Consider the following 17,342-nt stretch of genomic DNA (forward strand, 5'->3'; position numbering starts at 1 on the left):
AGGAACCTGTGGCCCGACGGAGATCATTTTCATGACCGGAGGTGCGGGTTGGCCAGGCGATCCCTGAGACGAACCCGGCGGACGATGACGGTGGCCGTGCTGACGGGCGTCGCGCTCGCCGGCACCGGCGGCGGCGCGACGGCGCTGGCCCGGACGTCCCCCAAGATCGTGGTGAAGGACGGCGTGACCCAGCCGGTCTTCTCCTACAAGGACGCGATCCGCGAGCACGTCTACGTCGAGTCCGGCGTGGACAGCGACGGGGACGGCAGGAAGGACCGCGTCAACGTCGACATCATCCGGCCCAAGGAGACCGAGAACGGCCTCAAGGTCCCGGTGATCATGGACGAGAGCCCGTACTACGACAACGCCGGGCGCGGCAACGAGAGCGAGCTCAAGACCTACGACGCGAACGGGAACCCGGTGAAGTTCCCGCTCTACTACGACAACTACTTCGTGCCGCGCGGGTACGCGTTCCTCGCCGTGGACATGGTGGGGACGACCCGCTCCGACGGCTGCCCCGTCAGCGGCGGCCCGAGCGACGTCCTCGGCGGCAAGGCCGTGGTCGACTGGCTCAACGGGCGCGCGAAGGCCTACCGGCCGGACGGCAGCCCGGTGAAGGCGACGTGGACGACCGGCCGCACCGGCATGATCGGCAAGTCCTACGACGGGACGCTCGCCAACGGCGTCGCGGCGACCGGCGTGGAGGGGCTGGAGACGATCGTCCCGATCGCGGCGATCAGCAGCTGGTACCAGTACAGCCGCATGAACGGCGTGAAGTACTGGACGGACGAGCAGCCGTGGCTCGCCGACTACGTCGACACCGACCCGCCCGCCAAGTGCGCCGCCGTGAACGCCGGCCTCGACGAGGGCGAGGACGACGCGACCGGCAACTACAACGCCTACTGGAAGACCGCCGACTACCGGAACGGGACGATCGCCGACGCCCGCAAGGTCCGCGCCAGCATCTTCGCCTACCACGGCGTCAACGACCTGAACGTGAAGGACGACCACTTCGCGCTCTGGTGGGAGGCCCTCGCGAAGCGGGGCGTCCAGCGCAAGGTGTGGCTGTCGCAGCGCGGCCACGTCGACCCGTTCGACATCCGGCGGGACGCGTGGGTGCGCACCCTGCACCGGTGGTTCGACCACGAGCTGCAGAAGATCCCCAACGGCGTCATGCGGGAGCCGCGCGCCGACATCGAGGTCGGGCCCGACCAGTGGATCACCCAGCGCGACTGGCCGTCCCGGGACGCACGGAACATCGTCCTGCGGCCGGGCGCGGACGGCTCGCTCGGCCTGAAGCCCGCGGCCGGGGGCGCGACCGCCGCGTTCACCGACGCGGCCGGCCCGCAGGGCGGCGGCTTCCCGGAGAGCGCGATGGTCGCCGACCCGACGACCGCGCAGCCGTACCGGGCCGCGTTCGTCTCCTCCCCGCTGCCGAAGACCGGGCGCCTGTCGGGCACCCCGGCGGCGCGGCTGCGGATCAAGCTGGACAAGCCGACGACGAACGTCACCGCGCTGCTCGTCGACTACGGCGAGGACACCCGCGTGAACTACCTCGGCGCCGGCTCCGGCATCCGGACGCTCGACACCGAGGACTGCCACGGTGAGAGCACCCCGTCCGACGACGCCTGCTACAAGCAGACGGAGGTCACGACGGTCGCCTCCCCCGTCAACGTCATCGCCCGCGGCTGGCTGGACGCCCAGAACGACCGGTCGCTGAGCCGGCCCCGGCCGCTGCAGCCGGGCCGCTACTACACCGTCGACTGGGAGACTCTCAGCCAGGAGTACGTGCTGAAGAAGGGCCACCGCCTGGCCCTCGTCCTCGCCGGGACGGACGCCGACTACAACACCGAGACGCCCACGGGCGCCCGGGTGACGGTGGATCTGCGCGGAAGCTCCGTCAGCATCCCGGTCGTCGCCGCCGAGGAGGACGTGAACACCCTGGTCGCCCCGCCGCGGACGAGCACGACGTGGCGCGGGCCGTCCAAGGTCGACCTGCCCGTCCAGGAGCGCAAGCTCTACTGACCCGACCATCTCCGCCGACCGTCCTTGAGGCCCGCCGCCCCCGAGCCGGCGGGCCTCAAGCACGTCCTAGAGGGCGATGCCCTCGCCCGGGTCGAGGAGGTGGAGGCGGTCGGTGAGCCCCGCCTTGTCGAAGGCGGGCGGGATCGTGTCGCGGCCCTCGGAGAAGTGCGTCCAGCCTTCGAAGTGCAGCGGGACGACCCGGGCGGCGCCCAGGATCGCGGCGGCCTCGGCCGCGCCCTCGCTGGTCAGCGTCAGGTGGGCGTCGCCGACGAGCGGTGTCCGCGCTCCGCCGGCGAAGAGCACGGCGACGTCGATCGGGGCGAACCGCTCGGCGATGGCCCGGACGACGTCGAGCGACGCGTTGTCGCCGCTGACGTAGGTGGTCGGCACGCCTTCGCCGGACAGCACGAACCCGGTGACCGGGCCGGTGAGGTGCTCGGTGCCGTCCGGGCCGTGCCGGGCCGGGACGCCGGTGACGCGGAGGGTTCCGCCGTCAGGGCGCGGCAGGTCGGCGTGCTCCCAGTTCGGCAGGGCGCGGGCGGTGCCGCCGAGGCGTCCGGCGGCGGTCTCCGTCGTCAGCGTCAGCGGGACGTCCGCCAGGTACGCCCGGCCGGCCGTGTCCAGGTTGTCCGGGTGCTGGTCGTGCGAGAGCAGCACCGCGTCGACCGCGCCGATCTCGTCCGGGCCCACGACCGCGCCGATGGTCTTGGTCAGCTTCCGGGACCCGATCGGGTAGTCGCCGGGCGCGTCGAACGTCGGGTCGACGACGAGCCGCACGCCTCCGATCTCCAGGATCGCGCTCGGGCCACCGAGATACCGGACGTTCAACGAGGACATGCTCCCGCCTTCGACTCGACCTTCCGCACGACGGTTCAAGCGAGGCGCGGCGGCGGATATTCCCTACTGGTTGTCGGTGTCCTTGCTGGGCTGGACGCGCTTGGGCTCGCCGGGCATCTTCGGGTAGTTCGGCGGGTACGGCATGTCGCCGAGGCCGTGGTCCTTCTCGTCGCGGTCGGCCAGCTCCAGGAGGCCCTCCAGGGAGAAGGACTCCTCGTCGATGGACGCGTGGAGGTCGCCGATCTCGGCGAACCGGGCCGGCATCGTGGCGATCGTGAAGTCGTGCGGGTCGGCGTCGGCCAGCTCGTCCCAGGTCACGGGCGCGGAGACCGGGGCGTGCGGGGCCGGGCGGACGCTGTAGGCCGACGCGATCGTCCTGTCGCGGGCGTTCTGGTTGAAATCTATGAAAATCTGCTCGCCCCGCTCCTCCTTCCACCACCTGGTGGTGACCTCGGCGGGCGCGCGGCGCTCCACCTCGCGGCCGAAGGCGAGGGCGGCGCGGCGGACCTCGGTGAACGTCCAGCGGGGCTCGATGCGGACGTAGATGTGCACGCCGCCCTTGCCGGACGTCTTGACGTAGCCGGTGTAGCCCAGCTCCGCCAGCAGGTCGCGGGCCGGGCCGAGCGCCACCCGGACGGCGTCGGAGAAGCCGGTGCCGGGCTGCGGGTCGAGGTCGATGCGCAGCTCGTCCGGGTGGTCCACATCGCCCTTGCGGACGGGCCACGGGTGGAACGTCAGCGTGCCGAGGTTCGCCGCCCAGGCGATCACGGCGACCTCGGTCGGGCAGACCTCGTCGGCGGAGCGCCCGCTCGGGAACGCGATCCGGGCCGTCCGCACCCAGTCGGGCGCGCCCTTCGGGATGCGCTTCTGGTAGAACGCGTCGGACTTGCCGGCGCCCATGCCGGCCTGGCCGCGGGCGTAGTCCTCCCGGGTGGCCATCCTGGCGCCCTCGAAGACTCCGGCGGGCCAGCGTTCCAGCGTCGTCGGGCGGTCGCGCGTGGCGCGCAGGATGCCGTCCCCGACGGCCACGTAGTACTCCACGAGCTGCCGCTTGGTGTACCCGTGCTCGGGGAAGTAGACCTTGTCGGGATTGGTCACCTTGACGAGCCGATCCCCGACCGGGATCTCGATGAAGGGCGAGGCCATGCCTGCACGCTAACCCACCGGTCGGACACGGTGCCGGGTACGGTCGGGGTATGGAGAAGATCCGCAAGAGCGAGGACGAGTGGCGGGCGCGACTGAGCCCCGAGGAGTTCCACGTGCTGCGCGAAGCGGGCACCGAGAAGCCCTTCACCGGCGAGTACACCGACACCAAGACGGTCGGCGTGTACCGGTGCCGCGCCTGCGGAACCGAGCTGTTCCGGTCGGAGACCAAGTTCGAGAGCCACTGCGGCTGGCCCTCGTTCTACGCCCCGTCCGGCTCCGACGCGGTCACGCTCATCGAGGACCGCTCGCTCGGCATGGTCCGCACGGAGGCGCGGTGCGCCGTGTGCGACTCGCATCTGGGCCACGTCTTCCACGGCGAGGGCTACGACACCCCCACCGACGACCGCTACTGCATCAACTCGATCTCGCTCACCCTCGAACCCGCCGAATAGGCCAACCGGAGCGGGCGCGCAGGCGTCCTCATGGGCGACGGCACGCCGCCCGGAGGGCGCCCATGGAAGAGATCGACCCCTACGAGATGGCGTACCTCTGCGGAGGGCCGAGACGGGTCGTCGAGACCGCGATCTTCGTCCTGTACCGGCAGCGCCGCGTCCGGGTCTCCCGAGGAACGCACCGGATCGACGTGGTGGTGCGCGAAGCGAACGACCCGTCCCCCGTCCTCCGGGTCGCCATGATGGGCCCTGCCGGTATCGAGGAGGCCAGGATGCGGGAGATCCTGGAGAGCGACGACTAGCGGGTCTCGCCGACCTCGCAGTCGTCCTTGTCGCTCTGCTTGTTGGCGAGGACGACGCTGCCGTTGTCGTCGCTCTTGCCGTGGACGAAGACGCGGGGCTCGTCGTCGCCGCCGTCCTCCAGGAACTGGGTCGTCCACTCGCAGAGGTCGAGAGCGGGCCTGGAGTTCTCGTCCTCCTCGCCCAGGTCGGTGTAGACGCGGACGAAGGTGCCGCTGCGCCTGACGTCGGTGACGTGCTTGACGACCTTCTTGTCCGGGTCCTTGGTCTCGAAGTACGGCACCGCGTCGGTGATCTCGTCGGGGTCCCCGACGGCCTCGGCGCTCTCGTGCGGGGACGGCGTGGATCCGGTGCGGGCGGCGACGGTGGCGCGGGAGCCCGGCTCCGAACCGCCGGGCAGCAACAGGAAGCCGGCGACCGCGGCCACCGCGACGACCGCGGTCGCCCCACCGGCGGCGAGCCGTCGCCACCGCGACTTCCGCAGCGCCCTGACCAGCCGGTTCCAGTGGATCGCGAGCTTGGACGGCGGCTTGGCGTGCCGTCCGCGGGAGTGCTTGGCGGGAGACTCGGTCACGGACGGCACTTTACTGCGGATTCGCCCCATCATCCGCCGGGTTGGGGTGATCGGCGTCAGGCGAGGCCGGCGACCAGCTCGGCGACCGGCTTGCGGCGCCCGGTGTAGAACGGCACCTCCTCGCGGGTGTGCAGGCGCGCCTTCGCGCCGCGCAGGTGCCGCATCAGGTCGACGATGCGGTGCAGCTCGTCGGCCTCGAACGCCAGCATCCACTCGTAGTCGCCGAGCGCGAACGCCGACACCGTGTTGGCCCGGACGTCGGGGTAGTCGCGCGCCATCTTGCCGTGCTCGGCGAGCATGGCGCGCCGCTCCTCGTCCGGCAGCAGGTACCACTCGTAGGAGCGGACGAACGGGTACACGCAGACGTAGCCGCGCGGCTCCTCGTCGGCGAGGAACGCGGGGATGTGGCTCTTGTTGAACTCCGCGGGGCGGTGCAGCGCCATCTGCGACCACACCGGCTCGCTCGCGCGGCCGAGGGCCGTCCGGCGGAACCGGGTGTAGACCTCCTGGAGGTCCTCGGACGTGGGCGCGTGCCACCAGAACATGTAGTCGGCGTCCGCGCGCAACCCGGCGACGTCGTAGGCGCCGCGGGTGGTCACGTCCTTTTGGGCCGCCTGGTCGAGCAGGTCCTGCACCTCGGCCGCGTCCCTGTCACCGACCGTGCCGGGCTGGGCGACCCGGAAGACCGACCACATGGTGTAGCGGATGACGTTATTGAGTTCGCGTGCCTTCGGCTTGCCCGCCGGCTCGGTCATGATCTTCTCCTTCTCGACTGCGCAGGTCGTCCAGCACCCGGGTCGCCGCCGCCCGCGCCGAGGCGATGCACGCGGGGATGCCGAGGCCGTCGTAGGCGGCGCCCGCGACGGCCAGCCCCGGCGCCGCGGCGACCGCGACCCGGACCTTGGCCACGCGGTCGGCGTGGCCCACGTTGTACTGCGGGAGGCCGCCGCCCCACCGGGTCACCCGGCTCTCCACGGGCAGCTCGGTGACGCCGCAGGTCGCGGCGAGCTCGGCCATGGCCGTGGCGACCAGCTCCTCGTCGGAGCGCTGGAGGGTGCGCTCCTCACCGAACCGCCCGACGGAGCAGCGGACCGCGACGACGCCGGGGTCGCGCTCGCGCAGGTGAGGCCATTTCACCGAGCTGAACGTGACGGCCTTGACCCCCCGGCCGCCGCTCTCCGGGTCGCTCTCCACGCCCGGGACGAGGTAGCCGCTCCCCTTCGGGAGCCGCGGGAACGCGGTGGCCCGGTAGACGAGCGTGACGATCGCCATGCTCGCGTACTCGATGCCGGCCAGCTCCCGCGCGGCGGCGGGCACGTCGTGCTCCAGCAGCCGGGCCGCGGGGGCCGCCGGGACCGCGATCACCACGGCGTCGGCGTCGAGGTGCTCGGGGGCGCGGGTCGGGCCGACGGTGAGCCGCCAGCCGTGCTCGCGGCGGCGGAGCTCGCGGACCATCGCGCCGGTCCGGACCGTCCCGCCGGCCTCCTCGACGTCGCCGGCCACCAGGTGCGGGAGCGTGCCGAGCCCGCCCGGCAGGGTCGCGAAGACGGGGCCGGAGTCCTTCGGCGCGGCGTCCCGGATGCCCTGGACGGCGTGCACCAGCGAGCGGTGGCTGCGCGCGGCGGCGGCGACCGCGGGCAGGGTGGAGTCGAACGACAGCAGCTCGGTGCGTCCCGCGTAGACGCCGCCGAGCAGCGGCTCGACGAGGCGGTCGACGACCTCGCGGCCGAGGCGGGCGCCGATGTAGTCCGCGACGGACACGTCCGCGCCGCGCGGCGTCTCGGGCAGGACCAGGTCGAGCGGGACGCGCGCCAGCCCGGCCGGCGACAGCACCTGGGAGGCGGCGAGGGCCTTCAGGTCGGACGGGACGCCCATCACCTGCCCGGCCGGGATCGGCCGCAGCGACCCGCGGCTGACGATCGCCGAGGACGTGGTGCCGGGGTTCACCAGGTCGCCGGAGCGGCCGAGGTCGCGCACCAGGTCGAGGCCCTCGGGACGGCGGGCGAGCATCGACTCGGCGCCCTCGTCCACCGGGATCCCGGCGATCTCGCTGACCCGCAGCTTGCCGCCGATCCGGGGGGAGCCCTCCAGCACGGTCACCCGCACACCGCCCCGGGCGAGCATGCGCGCGGCGGCGAGGCCCGCGATGCCGCCCCCGACGACGACGGCATGGGACGTGGACATGCCTCCAGCCTTCCAGACGCCCCCCGGAACCGCGCACCGGGGCGCCCGGAGCGGCGGGCGTCGCATCCGGGGCCCGGACCTGGACCGACGCCGGCGCGAGCGCCGGGAGCCGGGCCGTGATCCGCGCGTGCCCTCATCGTTCCCGCATCGCGATCCGCCTGCCGGAACGGTGATGTGCGTCACCCCCGTCCAAGCCCCATGCGGATCGTCAGGAACATCACCTGTGCACTGGTCGTCCTGCTGCTCGCCGGGGTCCTGGCGGGGTGCTCGGGCGGCGGAGACGACTCATCGGGGGCGTCCTCCGAGGCGGTCGACCGCGGCGGCGCCCGCGCGCCGGCCGCGACGAGCGGGGCGGGCAGGCAGCAGTCCGGCGAGGCCGGGGGCGGGTCTGGGAGCGGGAGCCGGGCGGCGCCGCCCCTGCCCTCCGGGCGCGAGGTCGTCCACTCGGCGCAGCTGCGGGTCCGGGCGGGCGACGTGGAGAGCGCCGCCACCAAGGCCAAGCAGATGGTCACGACGGCGGGCGGCTACGTCGAGCAGGAGTCGACGTCCAGCGACCCCGCCCGCTCGGAGATCGCGTTGAAGATCCCGACCGACCGGTACACCGACGTCCTGAACCAGCTGAGCACGCAGCTCGGCACCAAGCTCTCGCTCAGCCAGCAGGCCGAGGACGTCACCGGCGAGGTCGCCGACGTGGAGGCCCGGGTGCGGTCGGCGAAGGCCGCGCTGGAGTCGTTCCGCAAGCTGCTCGACCGCGCGAACTCGGTCAGCGAGATCATCAACATCGAGGAGGAGATCGCCGAGCGCGAGTCCGATCTGGAGTCGCTGCAGGCGCGCCACAAGTCGCTCACGCACCGCACGGCGTTCGCGACCGTGACCGTGACGCTCGTGACCAAGCCCGCGCCGCCCGAGAAGAAGGAGGAGCCCCGCGGCGGCTTCATCGGCGGCCTGGAGAACGGCTGGGGCGCGTTCACCGCCTTCGTGGGCGGCCTGGCCACCGTGCTGGGCTGGCTGCTGCCGTTCCTCGTCACGGCCGCCGTCCTCGGCATCCCCGTGCTGGCGTTCCGGCACCGGCTGCGCGACCGCTTCTCCGGCTGGGGCTCGGCCGGCGCGCCCTCCCCGGCACCGGAACCCGAGAAGGCCGCCGTCGGCGCCGGCGAAGGGGCGCCGCCGGAGCGCCCGGCGGGGCCTGCCGGACCGCCGCCGCCCGCCTGACGCGCGGACCCGGCCGCGCGGCCTCAGTCCTGCCGCGCGGCCTCGGCGCTCGCCTCGTGGACGAGGTCCGCGAGGCGGGCCAGCACGTCCGGGTCCGTGGACGGCAGGACGCCGTGGCCCAGGTTGAAGATGTGCCCTTCGGCGGTGCGGCCGCGGGCCAGCACGTCGCGGGCCCGGTGCTCGACGGTCTCCCACGGGGCGAACAGGATCGCCGGGTCGAGGTTGCCCTGCAGGGCCTTGCCCGGCTCGACGCGGCTCACGGCCTCGTCCAGCGGGACCCGCCAGTCGACGCCGACGACGTCCGCCCCGGCCTCGCCCATCGGGCCGAGCAGCTCGCCCGTCCCGACGCCGAAGTGGATGCGCGGGACGCCGAGCGGCTCGATCTCGGCGAAGATGCGGCGGGTGTGCGGCAGGACGGACTCGCGGTAGTCCTGCGCGGCGACGGCGCCCGCCCACGAGTCGAAGACCTGCACCGCGCTCGCGCCGGCCGCGATCTGCAGCTTGAGGAAGTCGATCGTGAGGTCGGCGAGGCGGCCCAGGAGGCCGGACCACAGCTCCGGCTCGCCGTACATCATGGCCTTGGTGCGCTCTTGGTTCTTGGACGGGCCGCCCTCGATCAGGTACGAGGCGAGCGTGAACGGGCCGCCGGCGAACCCGATCAGCGGGGTGTCCCCGAGCTCGCCGACCAGGCCCTCGACGGCCTCCGTCACGTACGGGACGTCGCCGGGGTCGAGCCGGCGCAGCGCGTCCAGATCGGCCGGGGTGCGGACCGGGTCGGCGATGACCGGCCCGACGCCCGGCTTGATGTCGAGGTCGACCCCGATCGCCTTGAGCGGGACCATGATGTCGCTGTAGAAGATCGCCGCGTCCACCGCGTACCGGCGCACCGGCTGCATGGTGATCTCCACGATCATGTCCGGCCGGGTGCACGACTCCAGCATCGGGACGCCCTCGCGCACCCGCAGGTACTCCGGCAGGGAGCGGCCCGCCTGGCGCATGAACCACACCGGCGTGTGCGGCACGGGCCGCCGCCGGCAGGCCAGCAGGAAGGGGCTGTCCGCGAGGCCGCCGCTGCCGGGCGGGTTCGCGGAGTCGTCGTTCGGGCGGGTGGCGTCAGCGGTCACGGGGTGATGGTCCCACGAAACACGTTGCCAAGGCACAGGAGTGACGCCTGCGACGGCATGAACTTCCGGACACGCCGAGCGAAGTCCCGCATTCTGTCACCGGCGCGTGCGAACGTGATGCGTGTCATAGCCGAGGGAGGTTCCCCCTTGTACTGCTCCACCTGCGGTGATGAACGTGTGTTCGAGCAGCCGCCGTGTCCGGACGGTCATGGCGAGGAGTGCCCCGAACGGGCCTGCGCCGACTGCGGCACGGCCATCCTGGTCGGCCTGCCGCCGGTGATCGCCCCGGCCCCCGTCCGGGTGGCCGGCGCCGGACGGGCGCGGGACCGCGCCACCACCGTGCGGGCCGTGGCCTGACCGGCCCCGCCCCCGAGACGAAACCACCTGTGCCGTGCCTTTCTCCCCTCCGCGTCCCCCCGTCGCCGCCTGCGGCGGCACCCCGTCCCGGCCCCACCGGCCCGAGCCGGTCCCACGCAACCCGTCACTCCCCCGCGATCAGGCCGGTCCACCCATGAACCCACCTGCCTTCCAGCGGGCCGCCGACACGCTGCGCGAGATCCTCGACGGCCCCGCCCTCCGGCCGGAGCTCGACCTGGAGGACATGCCCGCCCCGCAGCGCCTCGCGCCGTACGCGGCGGCGATGTCCGGCAGCGTCTACCGCGACGACGACACCGAGGTCGCCACCGGGCGGCTGATCGTGCTGTACGACCCGGAGGGCCGGTCCGGCTGGACGAACGGGTTCCGCGTCGTCGCCTACATCCGCGCCGACCTGGAGCCCGACATCGCCGCCGACGAGCTGATCGGCTCCGTCGCGTGGGACTGGCTGCTGGAGGCGCTGGAGCCCGCCGGCTACGCCGGCGTCTCCGGCACGGTCACCCGCGCGGTGTCGGAGAGCTTCGGCGACAAGCGCGGCGAGCCGTCCACGACGGAGCTGGAGCTGCGCGCCTCCTGGTCGCCGGCCGGCGACGATCTCACCGGTCACGTACTGGCCTGGTGCGAGGTGATGTGCACCACGGCGGGGCTGCCGCCGACCGGTGTCGCGGCCCTGCCGGACCGCCCGGGCGGCGGGGGCGGCTGAGCGACGTACGGTAGGGGGCGTGAGCACAGCGTCCGAGACCGAGGCGGCGGGGGAGAACACGGAAGCAGTGGGAGTGTCCGATACGCGCGCGACCGGCCCCGAGACGGGCGCCGGTGCGGAGAAGACGGCGGAGGCGGCGGAAGCCGGGAGCGTTCCAGGCCCGGCCCGGACGGAACCGGGCCCGGTGGGCGCGGAGGCCGGCACCGGTCCCCCCGCCGTCCCGTTGCTGGAGCCGCGCGAGGGCGTCCCCCCGGTGCTCACGTCGGCGGCCGATCTGGAACGTGTCATCGCGGCGTTCGCCGCGGGCACCGGCCCGGTCGCGGTCGACGCCGAGCGGGCGTCCGGCTACCGGTACGGGCAGCGCGCCTACCTGATCCAGCTGCGCCGCGCGGGCGCCGGCAGCGTGCTGATCGACCCGATCGCGCTGCCCGACCTGTCCGGGCTGGACGCGGCGCTCGCCGACGCCGAGATGGTGCTGCACGCCGCCAACCAGGACCTTCCCTGCCTGGCCGAGGTCGGTCTCGTGCCGCGGCGGCTGTTCGACACCGAGCTGGCCGGGCGGCTGCTCGGCTACCCGCGGGTCGGGCTCGGCTCGATGGTCGAGAACGTGCTGGGCTACCTGCTGGAGAAGGGGCACTCCGCGGCCGACTGGTCGACGCGCCCGCTCCCGGAGGACTGGCTGCGCTACGCCGCGCTCGACGTCGAGCTGCTGGTCGAGCTGCGCGACGCGCTGCGGGAGGAGCTGGAGGCCGCGGGCAAGCTGGAGTGGGCGCTGGAGGAGTTCGCCGCGATCCTGACCACGCCGCCGAAGCCGCCGCGTCCCGACCCGTGGCGCCGCACGTCGGGCATCCACCGGGTGCGCAACCGGCGGGCGCTCGCCACCGTCCGGGAGGTGTGGGAGGCGCGCGACAAGATCGCCCGCGAGCGGGACCTGTCCCCCGGCCGGGTGCTGCAGGACGCCGCGATCATCGAGCTGGCGCAGAAGGCCCCGAAGACCCCCGCCGAACTGCAGTCCCTGCCGACGATGCGGGGCCGCGGCGCCCGCCGGCACCAGTCGGCCTGGCTGCGCGCCGTCGCCCGCGCCCGCGACCTCTCCGACCGGGCGCTGCCCGAGTCCAACCTGCCCGGCGACGGTCCGCCGCCCGCGCACCGCTGGGCCGACCGCGACCCGGAGGCCGCCAAGCGGCTCACCGCCGCCCGCGCCGTCGTCGCCGCGCTCGCCGACGAGCATTCGATGCCGTCGGAGAACCTGGTGCAGCCCGACTACGTCCGCCGGCTGGCGTGGACGCCGCCCGCCGAGTCGTCGGCGTCCGCGATCGGTGCCGCGCTGCGCGAGCTCGGCGCCCGCGGCTGGCAGGTCGGGCTCACCGCCCAGCCCCTGGCCAAGGCCTTCCTCCGCCTCGAGACCAAGGGCGAGCTCTGATTTCTGGAGCGCCCGGCCGTGATGGCGGTCGAGTGGCCGGTTCGCGAGGGGTGGGCGCGGAGTTCGGACGGGATTAGGTTAGGTTTGCCTAAACGTCTGTGACCTCCGAGGAGTGCGGCGATGCTACTGGGCAACTTCCTCATCGGCCTGCGCGAAGGGCTTGAGGCCGCCCTGGTCGTGAGCATCCTGATCGCGTATCTGGTGAAGACCGGCAACCGCCGGGCCCTCGTCCCCGTCTGGACGGGCATCGCGATCGCCGTCGCCCTCTCGTTCGCGTTCGGCATCGCGCTGAGCGCCGCGTCGTCGGAGATGCAGTTCAAGACGCAGGAGCTGTTCGGCGGCATCCTGTCGATCATCGCCGTGGGCCTGGTGACCTGGATGGTCTTCTGGATGCGGCGCACCGCCCGGTTCATGAAGGCGGAACTGGAGGGCAGGCTGGAGGGCGCGCTGAACGTCGGGCCGCTCGCCCTCACCGCCGTCGCGTTCCTCGCCGTCGGGCGCGAGGGCCTGGAGACCGCGCTGTTCCTGTGGACGAACATCTCCAACTCGTCCGGCGGGTCCGCCCAGCCGATCACCGGCGCGCTCCTCGGCCTCGCCGTCGCCGTCGTGCTCGGCTACCTGCTCTACCGGGGCGGCCTCAAGATCAATCTCAGGCGGTTCTTCACCTGGACGGGCGCCGCGCTCATCGTCGTCGCCGCGGGCGTGTTCGGGTACGGCTTCCACGACCTGCAGGAGGCCGAGGTGTTCCCGGGCTTGCACGCCGTCGCGCTGGAGCCGCACCTGTTCTTCGCCGAGTTCGGCGACGCCGGCGACTGGATGCAGACGGTCTGCCAGGGCGTCCTGAACGTCACCCCGCAGATCACGTGGCTCCAGCTGGTCATGTGGGCGGCCTACCTGGTGCCGGTGATGTTCTTGTTCCTGCGCGGCCCGTCGGCGTCCAGGCCCGCCGCCACGACCGCCGAGCCCGCCGCGACGTGACCCTCCGGAGTCACAGGTCGGGCAGGGGGTCGCGGGGGAGGCTGTCGCGGGCGAAGATCTCGGTGTCCGCCGCGTTGACGACCGGGACGTACTCGTCGTCCACCTCGAACACGGCGCCGGCGAACTCGAACGACGCGCCGGCGCCGGTCTCCACCGGCCCGATGCGGGTGCCGCGCGGGTAGCTGCCCCAGATGGTCTTCGGGGTGCTGCGGCTCAGCGAGCCGGTGGAGATCACCGCGACCTGCTCGTCGGTGACGACGAAGATGAAGCCCGCCCCTCCGCCGTAGGCCATCGCGGGGAAGATGTAGCGGATCTCCCCGTCGATCCCGAGGAACTCCCGGCAGCGCTCACGGAGCGGACGTGGCACCGGCATGGCGGATCGGGCACCTCCCCGGGGGGCGATCGTCGTCGGTGTGACAATCATGCCCCGGGACGCCGGAGCGTGACCAGACTCAGGCCGCCGCCAGCGCCGCGGTCGGCGGGAGCCGCGCCGCGCGCATCGCCGGATACAGGCCCGCGACCGTCCCGATCGCCAGGGTCGCGGCGAGGGCGCCGCCGAGCGCCCATGCGGGCACGACCGGCGGCCAGCCCTTCCACAGCGCGAACCCGGTGGTCACCGCCGCCCCCAGGACGACCCCGGCCGCGCCGCCGAACGCCGACAGCAGCAGCGACTCGGCGAGGAACTGCACCCGCACCTGGCCGCGGGTCGCGCCGAGGGACCGGCGCAGCCCGATCTCGCGGCGCCGCTCCAGCACCGAGATCACCATGGTGTTGGCGACCCCGACCCCGCCGACCAGCAGCGCGACGGCGCCGAGCCCGAGCAGCAGCCCGGTGAACGCCCCGGCCGCGGCGGCCTTGGCCTCCAGCGCGTCCGAGGGGCGGCTGACCTCGACCTCCTCGGGATGCTCGGGGTTGACCGTCCGGGCGAGGACGTCCCGGACGTCGTTGACCGACGCGTCCGTGGACCGCTCGTAGATCGTCGTCGGGTGCCCGCCGAAGCCGAGGTAGCGCTCCGCCGCGTCCCACCCGACGAGGGCGGAGCGGTCGATCTCCGGAGCCAGCTCGGCGGGACGCAGGACGCCGAGGACGACGAACCACCGGCCGCCGATCCACACCTGGCCGCCCGCCCGGTCCAGCCCGAGCCGCCGCGCCGCCTCCGAGCCGAGGACGACGCCGGGATAGCGTCCCGTGCCCGCGTCGATGCCGCGGCCGCTCGCGGTCTCCACACCGAGCGTGCCGAGCAGGCCGGTGGTGGCGGCCTGCACGGAGATGCCCTGCGTGACCTCGTCCGGAATCCGGTCGGTGCGGCGGACGGTCGCGCCCGTCGCGCCGGTAGCGCCGACCGCGGTGACCGGCCCGATGCGGCGCACCATCTCCGGCGCCGTCTCGGGCAGCTCCGCCGTCTCGCCGAACAGCGTGTCGCCCGGCTTGGCCGTCAGCAGGTTCGTGCCGAGCCGGTCCAGCCTGCGCAGCAGGTCCTCCTTGCTGGACGACGAGATCCCGATGACGGCGACCATCGTGGCGATCCCGATCGCGATGCCGAGCGCCGACAGCACCACCCGCGCCGGCCGGGCCCGGAGCCCGCCGAGCCCGACGCGCACGATGTCGCCGGCACCGAGCCGCGCCGGTGCGAGCCCGGCCCTCATCGGCTGCCCACCCCCGCTCGCTCGTCGGCGACGACGAGGCCGTCCCGAAGCCTGATCCGGCGCGGCGCGCGGGAGGCGACCTCCAGGTCGTGGGTGATGATCGCGACGGTGGTGCCGGCGCGGTTCAGCTCGTCCAGCAGCGCCAGCACCTCGGCGCCCGCGGCGGTGTCGAGGTTGCCGGTCGGCTCGTCCGCGAGGAGCAGGTCCGGCTCCCCCACGACGGCCCGCGCGACCGCGACCCGCTGCTGCTCGCCGCCCGACAGCTGGTGCGGCCGGTGCGCGGTCCGCTCCCCCAGCCCGACGCGCTCCAGGGCCGCCCGCGCCCGCTCCCTGCGCTCCTTCAGCGGAACCCCGCTGTAGAGCAGGCCGTCGGCGACGTTGTCGAGCGCGCTGACCCCGGCGGCCAGGTGGAACTGCTGGAACACGAACCCGATGTGCCGTGCCCGCAGCGCCGACAGCTCCCGGTCGCCGAGGCCGGCGACCTCGTGCCCGGCGACCCGCACCACGCCCCCGGAGGGCCGGTCCAGCGTCCCGATCATGTGCAGCATCGTCGACTTGCCGGACCCGGACGGCCCGACGATCGCGGCCAGTTCCCCCGGCGCGATCACCAGGTCGACGCCCCGCAACGCCGCGACACCCCCCGCGTACTCCTTGGTCACCCCGGCCAGCTCGACGATTCCGTGCGCGCTCATCCGGCCGGCACCCCGACCTTCACTCCCTCGCGGATGCCGGCCCCGCTGATCTCGACGCGCCCCCCGCCGAACACCCCGGCCTCCACGGGCACCAGGCGCCGCCCGGCGGCGTCGACGACCTCGACCCCGAACCCGCCCTCGCGCAGCGCCAGCAGCGCCTCCACCGGCACCGACAGGACGTCCTTCCTCCGCTCGCTCTCCAGCTCCACGGTGACGGGCGCCTCGTCCAGGCGCCCCGTCCCGCCGCCGATCGAGATGTCGACATCGACCGTGGTCTTCTTCTCCTGGCCCGACCCGGTGGACTCGGCGACGCCGCCCACGTCGGTGATCTTCCCCTTGACGGTCTTGCCGCCGGGCAGCTCCACCGACACCGCCGCGCCCTTCTTCGCGAGGTCCTGCTTGTCGGCGTCGAGATCGACGTGGACGACCCGCTTCGTCCCGGCGACCGTCAGGACTGGCTGCCCTTGGGCGATCCGCTTCCCCTCCGGCGCCTTGACCTCCCGAACCCGCACGGCTCCACCCAGGAAGGCCACCTGGCTCCCGTCGACCCGTCCCGTCTCATCGAGGCCCCGGTCGTCCTGCCACTCCCTGACCGCCGTCTCGGTCGCCCCGGTGAACTCGTCGTCCACGGTCATGCCGTCGTAGCCGAGCGCCTTCAGGTTCTCTTCGAGCTGCCGGACGTCGCGCCCCGAGTCTCCGTTCCCGAGCACGCGGTACATGGGGCTACCGCCGTACATCAACGTGACCGGCCGCCCCGCCACCTTGAGCAGCGTCCCGCCCCGCTTGACCGTCCGCCCCGGCTCCGGCGCCCACGTCACGACCCCGGACGCACCCGCCCACACCTCACGGGAGTCGCCATAAGTGAGCGTCCCGTCGACCTTCTCGGTATCAACGAGATCACCCCGACTCACCGCGGCGGTGGCCAGCGGGGGCGCGTGCCCGGCCGCCGCCTCACCCCCGTCCAGCGTCCAGGCCAGGGCACCACCCCCGCCCACGACCACGACGGCGACACCGCCCGCGACCACGACCCGCCTCACCTCCCGGCCCCCGGCAGGAGCTCCCCGCACGCCTCCCGCGCCTTGTCGATCTTGCTCCGGTCGACCTTCCCCGTGGGGAGCTTGATCTGCCCGTCCGGCCCGGGGTCCGGGACGTCCACCCCGTTCTCGCGCATGCACTGCGCGAACTTGACGTACTGGTCGCGCACCTTCGGATCCTTGAGGTCGGGCATCTTCCCGCCCGCCTGCAGCCACTGCCGGCACTTGTCCAGCGCCGCCTCCAGCTTCTTCCGGTCGCCGCCCTTCCCCAGCCGCATCGGCTCGTCGCCGCCGGGATCGGGCACGTCGACCCCGTTCTCCCGCATGCACTGCGCGAACTTCAGCTCCGCGTCCTCCGGCGCGAGCGACCCGCTGGGCGAAGCCGAAGCAGACGCCTTGCCCGCCGTCCCCCCGACACTCGCGACCCCGCTCGCGTCGTCACCACCACACGCCGCGAGCCCCAACACCAGCGGCACCACCAGCCCGGCGGCCCACACCCGAATCCCCATCTCATCCTCTCCGCCAGAGCCCCTGCCCCAGCGAAAAGCCATAAGACCCCCAAGAGGGTTAAACCCGCATTAGCCGCACGTTCTGCTGTGCCATCGGGGCAGGTCCGAGGTCGTGCGCTCTTACGGCG

General features: G+C 73.4%; 19 protein-coding genes. 8 read left to right on the top strand and 11 right to left on the bottom strand.

Annotation, left to right across the window (positions count from 1 at the left end):
- The first annotated feature begins 90 nt into the window (after positions 1-90).
- Positions 91-2,025 carry a Xaa-Pro dipeptidyl-peptidase gene (locus K8Z49_RS12705; RefSeq protein ID WP_244938858.1) on the top strand — a complete coding sequence of 645 codons (1,935 nt, stop codon included), beginning with the start codon at positions 91-93 and terminating at the stop codon, positions 2,023-2,025.
- Between the two features lie 66 nt (positions 2,026-2,091).
- Here K8Z49_RS12705 and K8Z49_RS12710 read toward each other — a convergent pair whose 3' ends face one another.
- Both K8Z49_RS12710 and K8Z49_RS12715 read right to left on the bottom strand, forming a co-directional pair.
- Complete coding sequence (locus tag K8Z49_RS12710; RefSeq protein WP_075020318.1) at positions 2,092-2,862, bottom strand: MBL fold metallo-hydrolase; 771 nt, start codon at positions 2,860-2,862, stop codon at positions 2,092-2,094.
- Between the two features lie 63 nt (positions 2,863-2,925).
- Positions 2,926-4,008, bottom strand: coding sequence for a DNA polymerase domain-containing protein (locus K8Z49_RS12715; RefSeq protein WP_021596872.1), 1,083 nt, complete (start codon positions 4,006-4,008; stop codon positions 2,926-2,928).
- A gap of 50 nt (positions 4,009-4,058) precedes the next feature.
- Here K8Z49_RS12715 and msrB point away from each other — a divergent pair, with 50 nt between their 5' ends.
- Both msrB and K8Z49_RS12725 read left to right on the top strand, forming a co-directional pair.
- The gene (gene msrB / locus K8Z49_RS12720) at positions 4,059-4,460 is read left to right on the top strand and encodes a peptide-methionine (R)-S-oxide reductase MsrB (RefSeq protein WP_021596873.1); all 402 of its coding nucleotides are present in this window, start codon (positions 4,059-4,061) and stop codon (positions 4,458-4,460) included.
- Complete coding sequence (locus tag K8Z49_RS12725) at positions 4,352-4,762, top strand: TIGR04222 domain-containing membrane protein (protein WP_412518897.1); 411 nt, start codon at positions 4,352-4,354, stop codon at positions 4,760-4,762. The genes msrB and K8Z49_RS12725 overlap by 109 nt, the downstream gene beginning before the upstream one ends.
- Here the strand turns inward: K8Z49_RS12725 and K8Z49_RS12730 are convergent.
- The 3 genes from K8Z49_RS12730 to hemG are packed head-to-tail and all read right to left on the bottom strand — an operon-like array spanning position 4,759 to position 7,518.
- A complete protein-coding gene (locus K8Z49_RS12730) occupies positions 4,759-5,334 on the bottom strand; it encodes a hypothetical protein (RefSeq protein ID WP_143118311.1) in 576 nt (191 codons plus the stop codon). The genes K8Z49_RS12725 and K8Z49_RS12730 overlap by 4 nt on opposite strands.
- A gap of 56 nt (positions 5,335-5,390) precedes the next feature.
- Positions 5,391-6,089, bottom strand: a complete 699-nt coding sequence (hemQ, locus tag K8Z49_RS12735) for a hydrogen peroxide-dependent heme synthase (RefSeq protein WP_021596876.1) — start codon at positions 6,087-6,089, stop codon at positions 5,391-5,393.
- On the bottom strand, positions 6,046-7,518 hold the full coding sequence (hemG, locus tag K8Z49_RS12740; RefSeq protein ID WP_021596877.1) for a protoporphyrinogen oxidase: 1,473 nt from the start codon (positions 7,516-7,518) through the stop codon (positions 6,046-6,048). Before hemG ends, hemQ begins: the two co-directional genes overlap by 44 nt.
- Positions 7,519-7,716: 198 nt before the next feature.
- Between hemG and K8Z49_RS12745 the strand changes: the two genes are divergently transcribed.
- Positions 7,717-8,730 carry a DUF4349 domain-containing protein gene (locus tag K8Z49_RS12745; protein ID WP_075020313.1) on the top strand — a complete coding sequence of 338 codons (1,014 nt, stop codon included), beginning with the start codon at positions 7,717-7,719 and terminating at the stop codon, positions 8,728-8,730.
- A gap of 23 nt (positions 8,731-8,753) precedes the next feature.
- Here K8Z49_RS12745 and hemE read toward each other — a convergent pair whose 3' ends face one another.
- Entirely contained in the window at positions 8,754-9,776 is a 1,023-nt protein-coding gene (gene hemE / locus K8Z49_RS12750) for a uroporphyrinogen decarboxylase (protein ID WP_033334241.1), read from the bottom strand.
- Between the two features lie 255 nt (positions 9,777-10,031).
- Between hemE and K8Z49_RS12755 the strand changes: the two genes are divergently transcribed.
- From K8Z49_RS12755 to efeU, 4 genes are all read left to right on the top strand, one after another.
- Positions 10,032-10,211 carry a hypothetical protein gene (locus tag K8Z49_RS12755; RefSeq protein WP_021600137.1) on the top strand — a complete coding sequence of 60 codons (180 nt, stop codon included), beginning with the start codon at positions 10,032-10,034 and terminating at the stop codon, positions 10,209-10,211.
- 154 nt (positions 10,212-10,365) lie between these two features.
- The gene (locus K8Z49_RS12760) at positions 10,366-10,932 is read left to right on the top strand and encodes a DUF3000 domain-containing protein (RefSeq protein ID WP_021600136.1); all 567 of its coding nucleotides are present in this window, start codon (positions 10,366-10,368) and stop codon (positions 10,930-10,932) included.
- 184 nt (positions 10,933-11,116) lie between these two features.
- Positions 11,117-12,355 (top strand): ribonuclease D, encoded by a 1,239-nt coding sequence (locus tag K8Z49_RS12765; protein ID WP_033334242.1) that lies wholly within the window; start codon positions 11,117-11,119, stop codon positions 12,353-12,355.
- Positions 12,356-12,475: 120 nt separating this feature from the next.
- Entirely contained in the window at positions 12,476-13,333 is an 858-nt protein-coding gene (gene efeU / locus K8Z49_RS12770) for an iron uptake transporter permease EfeU (protein ID WP_412518901.1), read from the top strand.
- 10 nt (positions 13,334-13,343) lie between these two features.
- On the opposite strand, the gene K8Z49_RS12775 is transcribed toward efeU, so the two are convergent.
- From K8Z49_RS12775 to K8Z49_RS12795, 5 genes are all read right to left on the bottom strand, one after another.
- On the bottom strand, positions 13,344-13,706 hold the full coding sequence (locus K8Z49_RS12775) for a hypothetical protein (RefSeq protein ID WP_021597515.1): 363 nt from the start codon (positions 13,704-13,706) through the stop codon (positions 13,344-13,346).
- 79 nt (positions 13,707-13,785) lie between these two features.
- Positions 13,786-14,979: an ABC transporter permease gene (locus tag K8Z49_RS12780; protein ID WP_021597516.1), complete on the bottom strand. Its 1,194-nt coding sequence runs from the start codon at positions 14,977-14,979 to the stop codon at positions 13,786-13,788.
- Positions 14,976-15,671, bottom strand: coding sequence for an ABC transporter ATP-binding protein (locus tag K8Z49_RS12785; RefSeq protein ID WP_075020311.1), 696 nt, complete (start codon positions 15,669-15,671; stop codon positions 14,976-14,978). Before K8Z49_RS12785 ends, K8Z49_RS12780 begins: the two co-directional genes overlap by 4 nt.
- A complete protein-coding gene (locus tag K8Z49_RS12790) occupies positions 15,668-16,708 on the bottom strand; it encodes a peptidoglycan-binding protein (RefSeq protein WP_024936708.1) in 1,041 nt (346 codons plus the stop codon). The genes K8Z49_RS12785 and K8Z49_RS12790 overlap by 4 nt, the downstream gene beginning before the upstream one ends.
- On the bottom strand, positions 16,705-17,214 hold the full coding sequence (locus tag K8Z49_RS12795; protein ID WP_152564156.1) for a hypothetical protein: 510 nt from the start codon (positions 17,212-17,214) through the stop codon (positions 16,705-16,707). The genes K8Z49_RS12790 and K8Z49_RS12795 overlap by 4 nt, the downstream gene beginning before the upstream one ends.
- Positions 17,215-17,342: the final 128 nt, after the last annotated feature.

Origin of the sequence: Actinomadura madurae, assembly GCF_047130825.1 — a bacterium.
GTDB lineage: Bacteria > Actinomycetota > Actinomycetes > Streptosporangiales > Streptosporangiaceae > Spirillospora > Spirillospora madurae.

Coding starts and splice junctions, on each gene's coding strand:
- K8Z49_RS12710 (WP_075020318.1), bottom strand. CDS start 2,862: ATGTCCTCGTTGAACGTCCGGTATCTCGGTGGCCCGAGCGCGATCCTG.
- K8Z49_RS12715 (WP_021596872.1), bottom strand. CDS start 4,008: ATGGCCTCGCCCTTCATCGAGATCCCGGTCGGGGATCGGCTCGTCAAG.
- msrB (WP_021596873.1), top strand. CDS start 4,059: ATGGAGAAGATCCGCAAGAGCGAGGACGAGTGGCGGGCGCGACTGAGC.
- hemQ (WP_021596876.1), bottom strand. CDS start 6,089: ATGACCGAGCCGGCGGGCAAGCCGAAGGCACGCGAACTCAATAACGTC.
- hemG (WP_021596877.1), bottom strand. CDS start 7,518: ATGTCCACGTCCCATGCCGTCGTCGTCGGGGGCGGCATCGCGGGCCTC.
- K8Z49_RS12745 (WP_075020313.1), top strand. CDS start 7,717: ATGCGGATCGTCAGGAACATCACCTGTGCACTGGTCGTCCTGCTGCTC.
- K8Z49_RS12760 (WP_021600136.1), top strand. CDS start 10,366: ATGAACCCACCTGCCTTCCAGCGGGCCGCCGACACGCTGCGCGAGATC.
- efeU (WP_412518901.1), top strand. CDS start 12,476: ATGCTACTGGGCAACTTCCTCATCGGCCTGCGCGAAGGGCTTGAGGCC.
- K8Z49_RS12775 (WP_021597515.1), bottom strand. CDS start 13,706: ATGCCGGTGCCACGTCCGCTCCGTGAGCGCTGCCGGGAGTTCCTCGGG.
- K8Z49_RS12780 (WP_021597516.1), bottom strand. CDS start 14,979: ATGAGGGCCGGGCTCGCACCGGCGCGGCTCGGTGCCGGCGACATCGTG.
- K8Z49_RS12785 (WP_075020311.1), bottom strand. CDS start 15,671: ATGAGCGCGCACGGAATCGTCGAGCTGGCCGGGGTGACCAAGGAGTAC.
- K8Z49_RS12795 (WP_152564156.1), bottom strand. CDS start 17,214: ATGGGGATTCGGGTGTGGGCCGCCGGGCTGGTGGTGCCGCTGGTGTTG.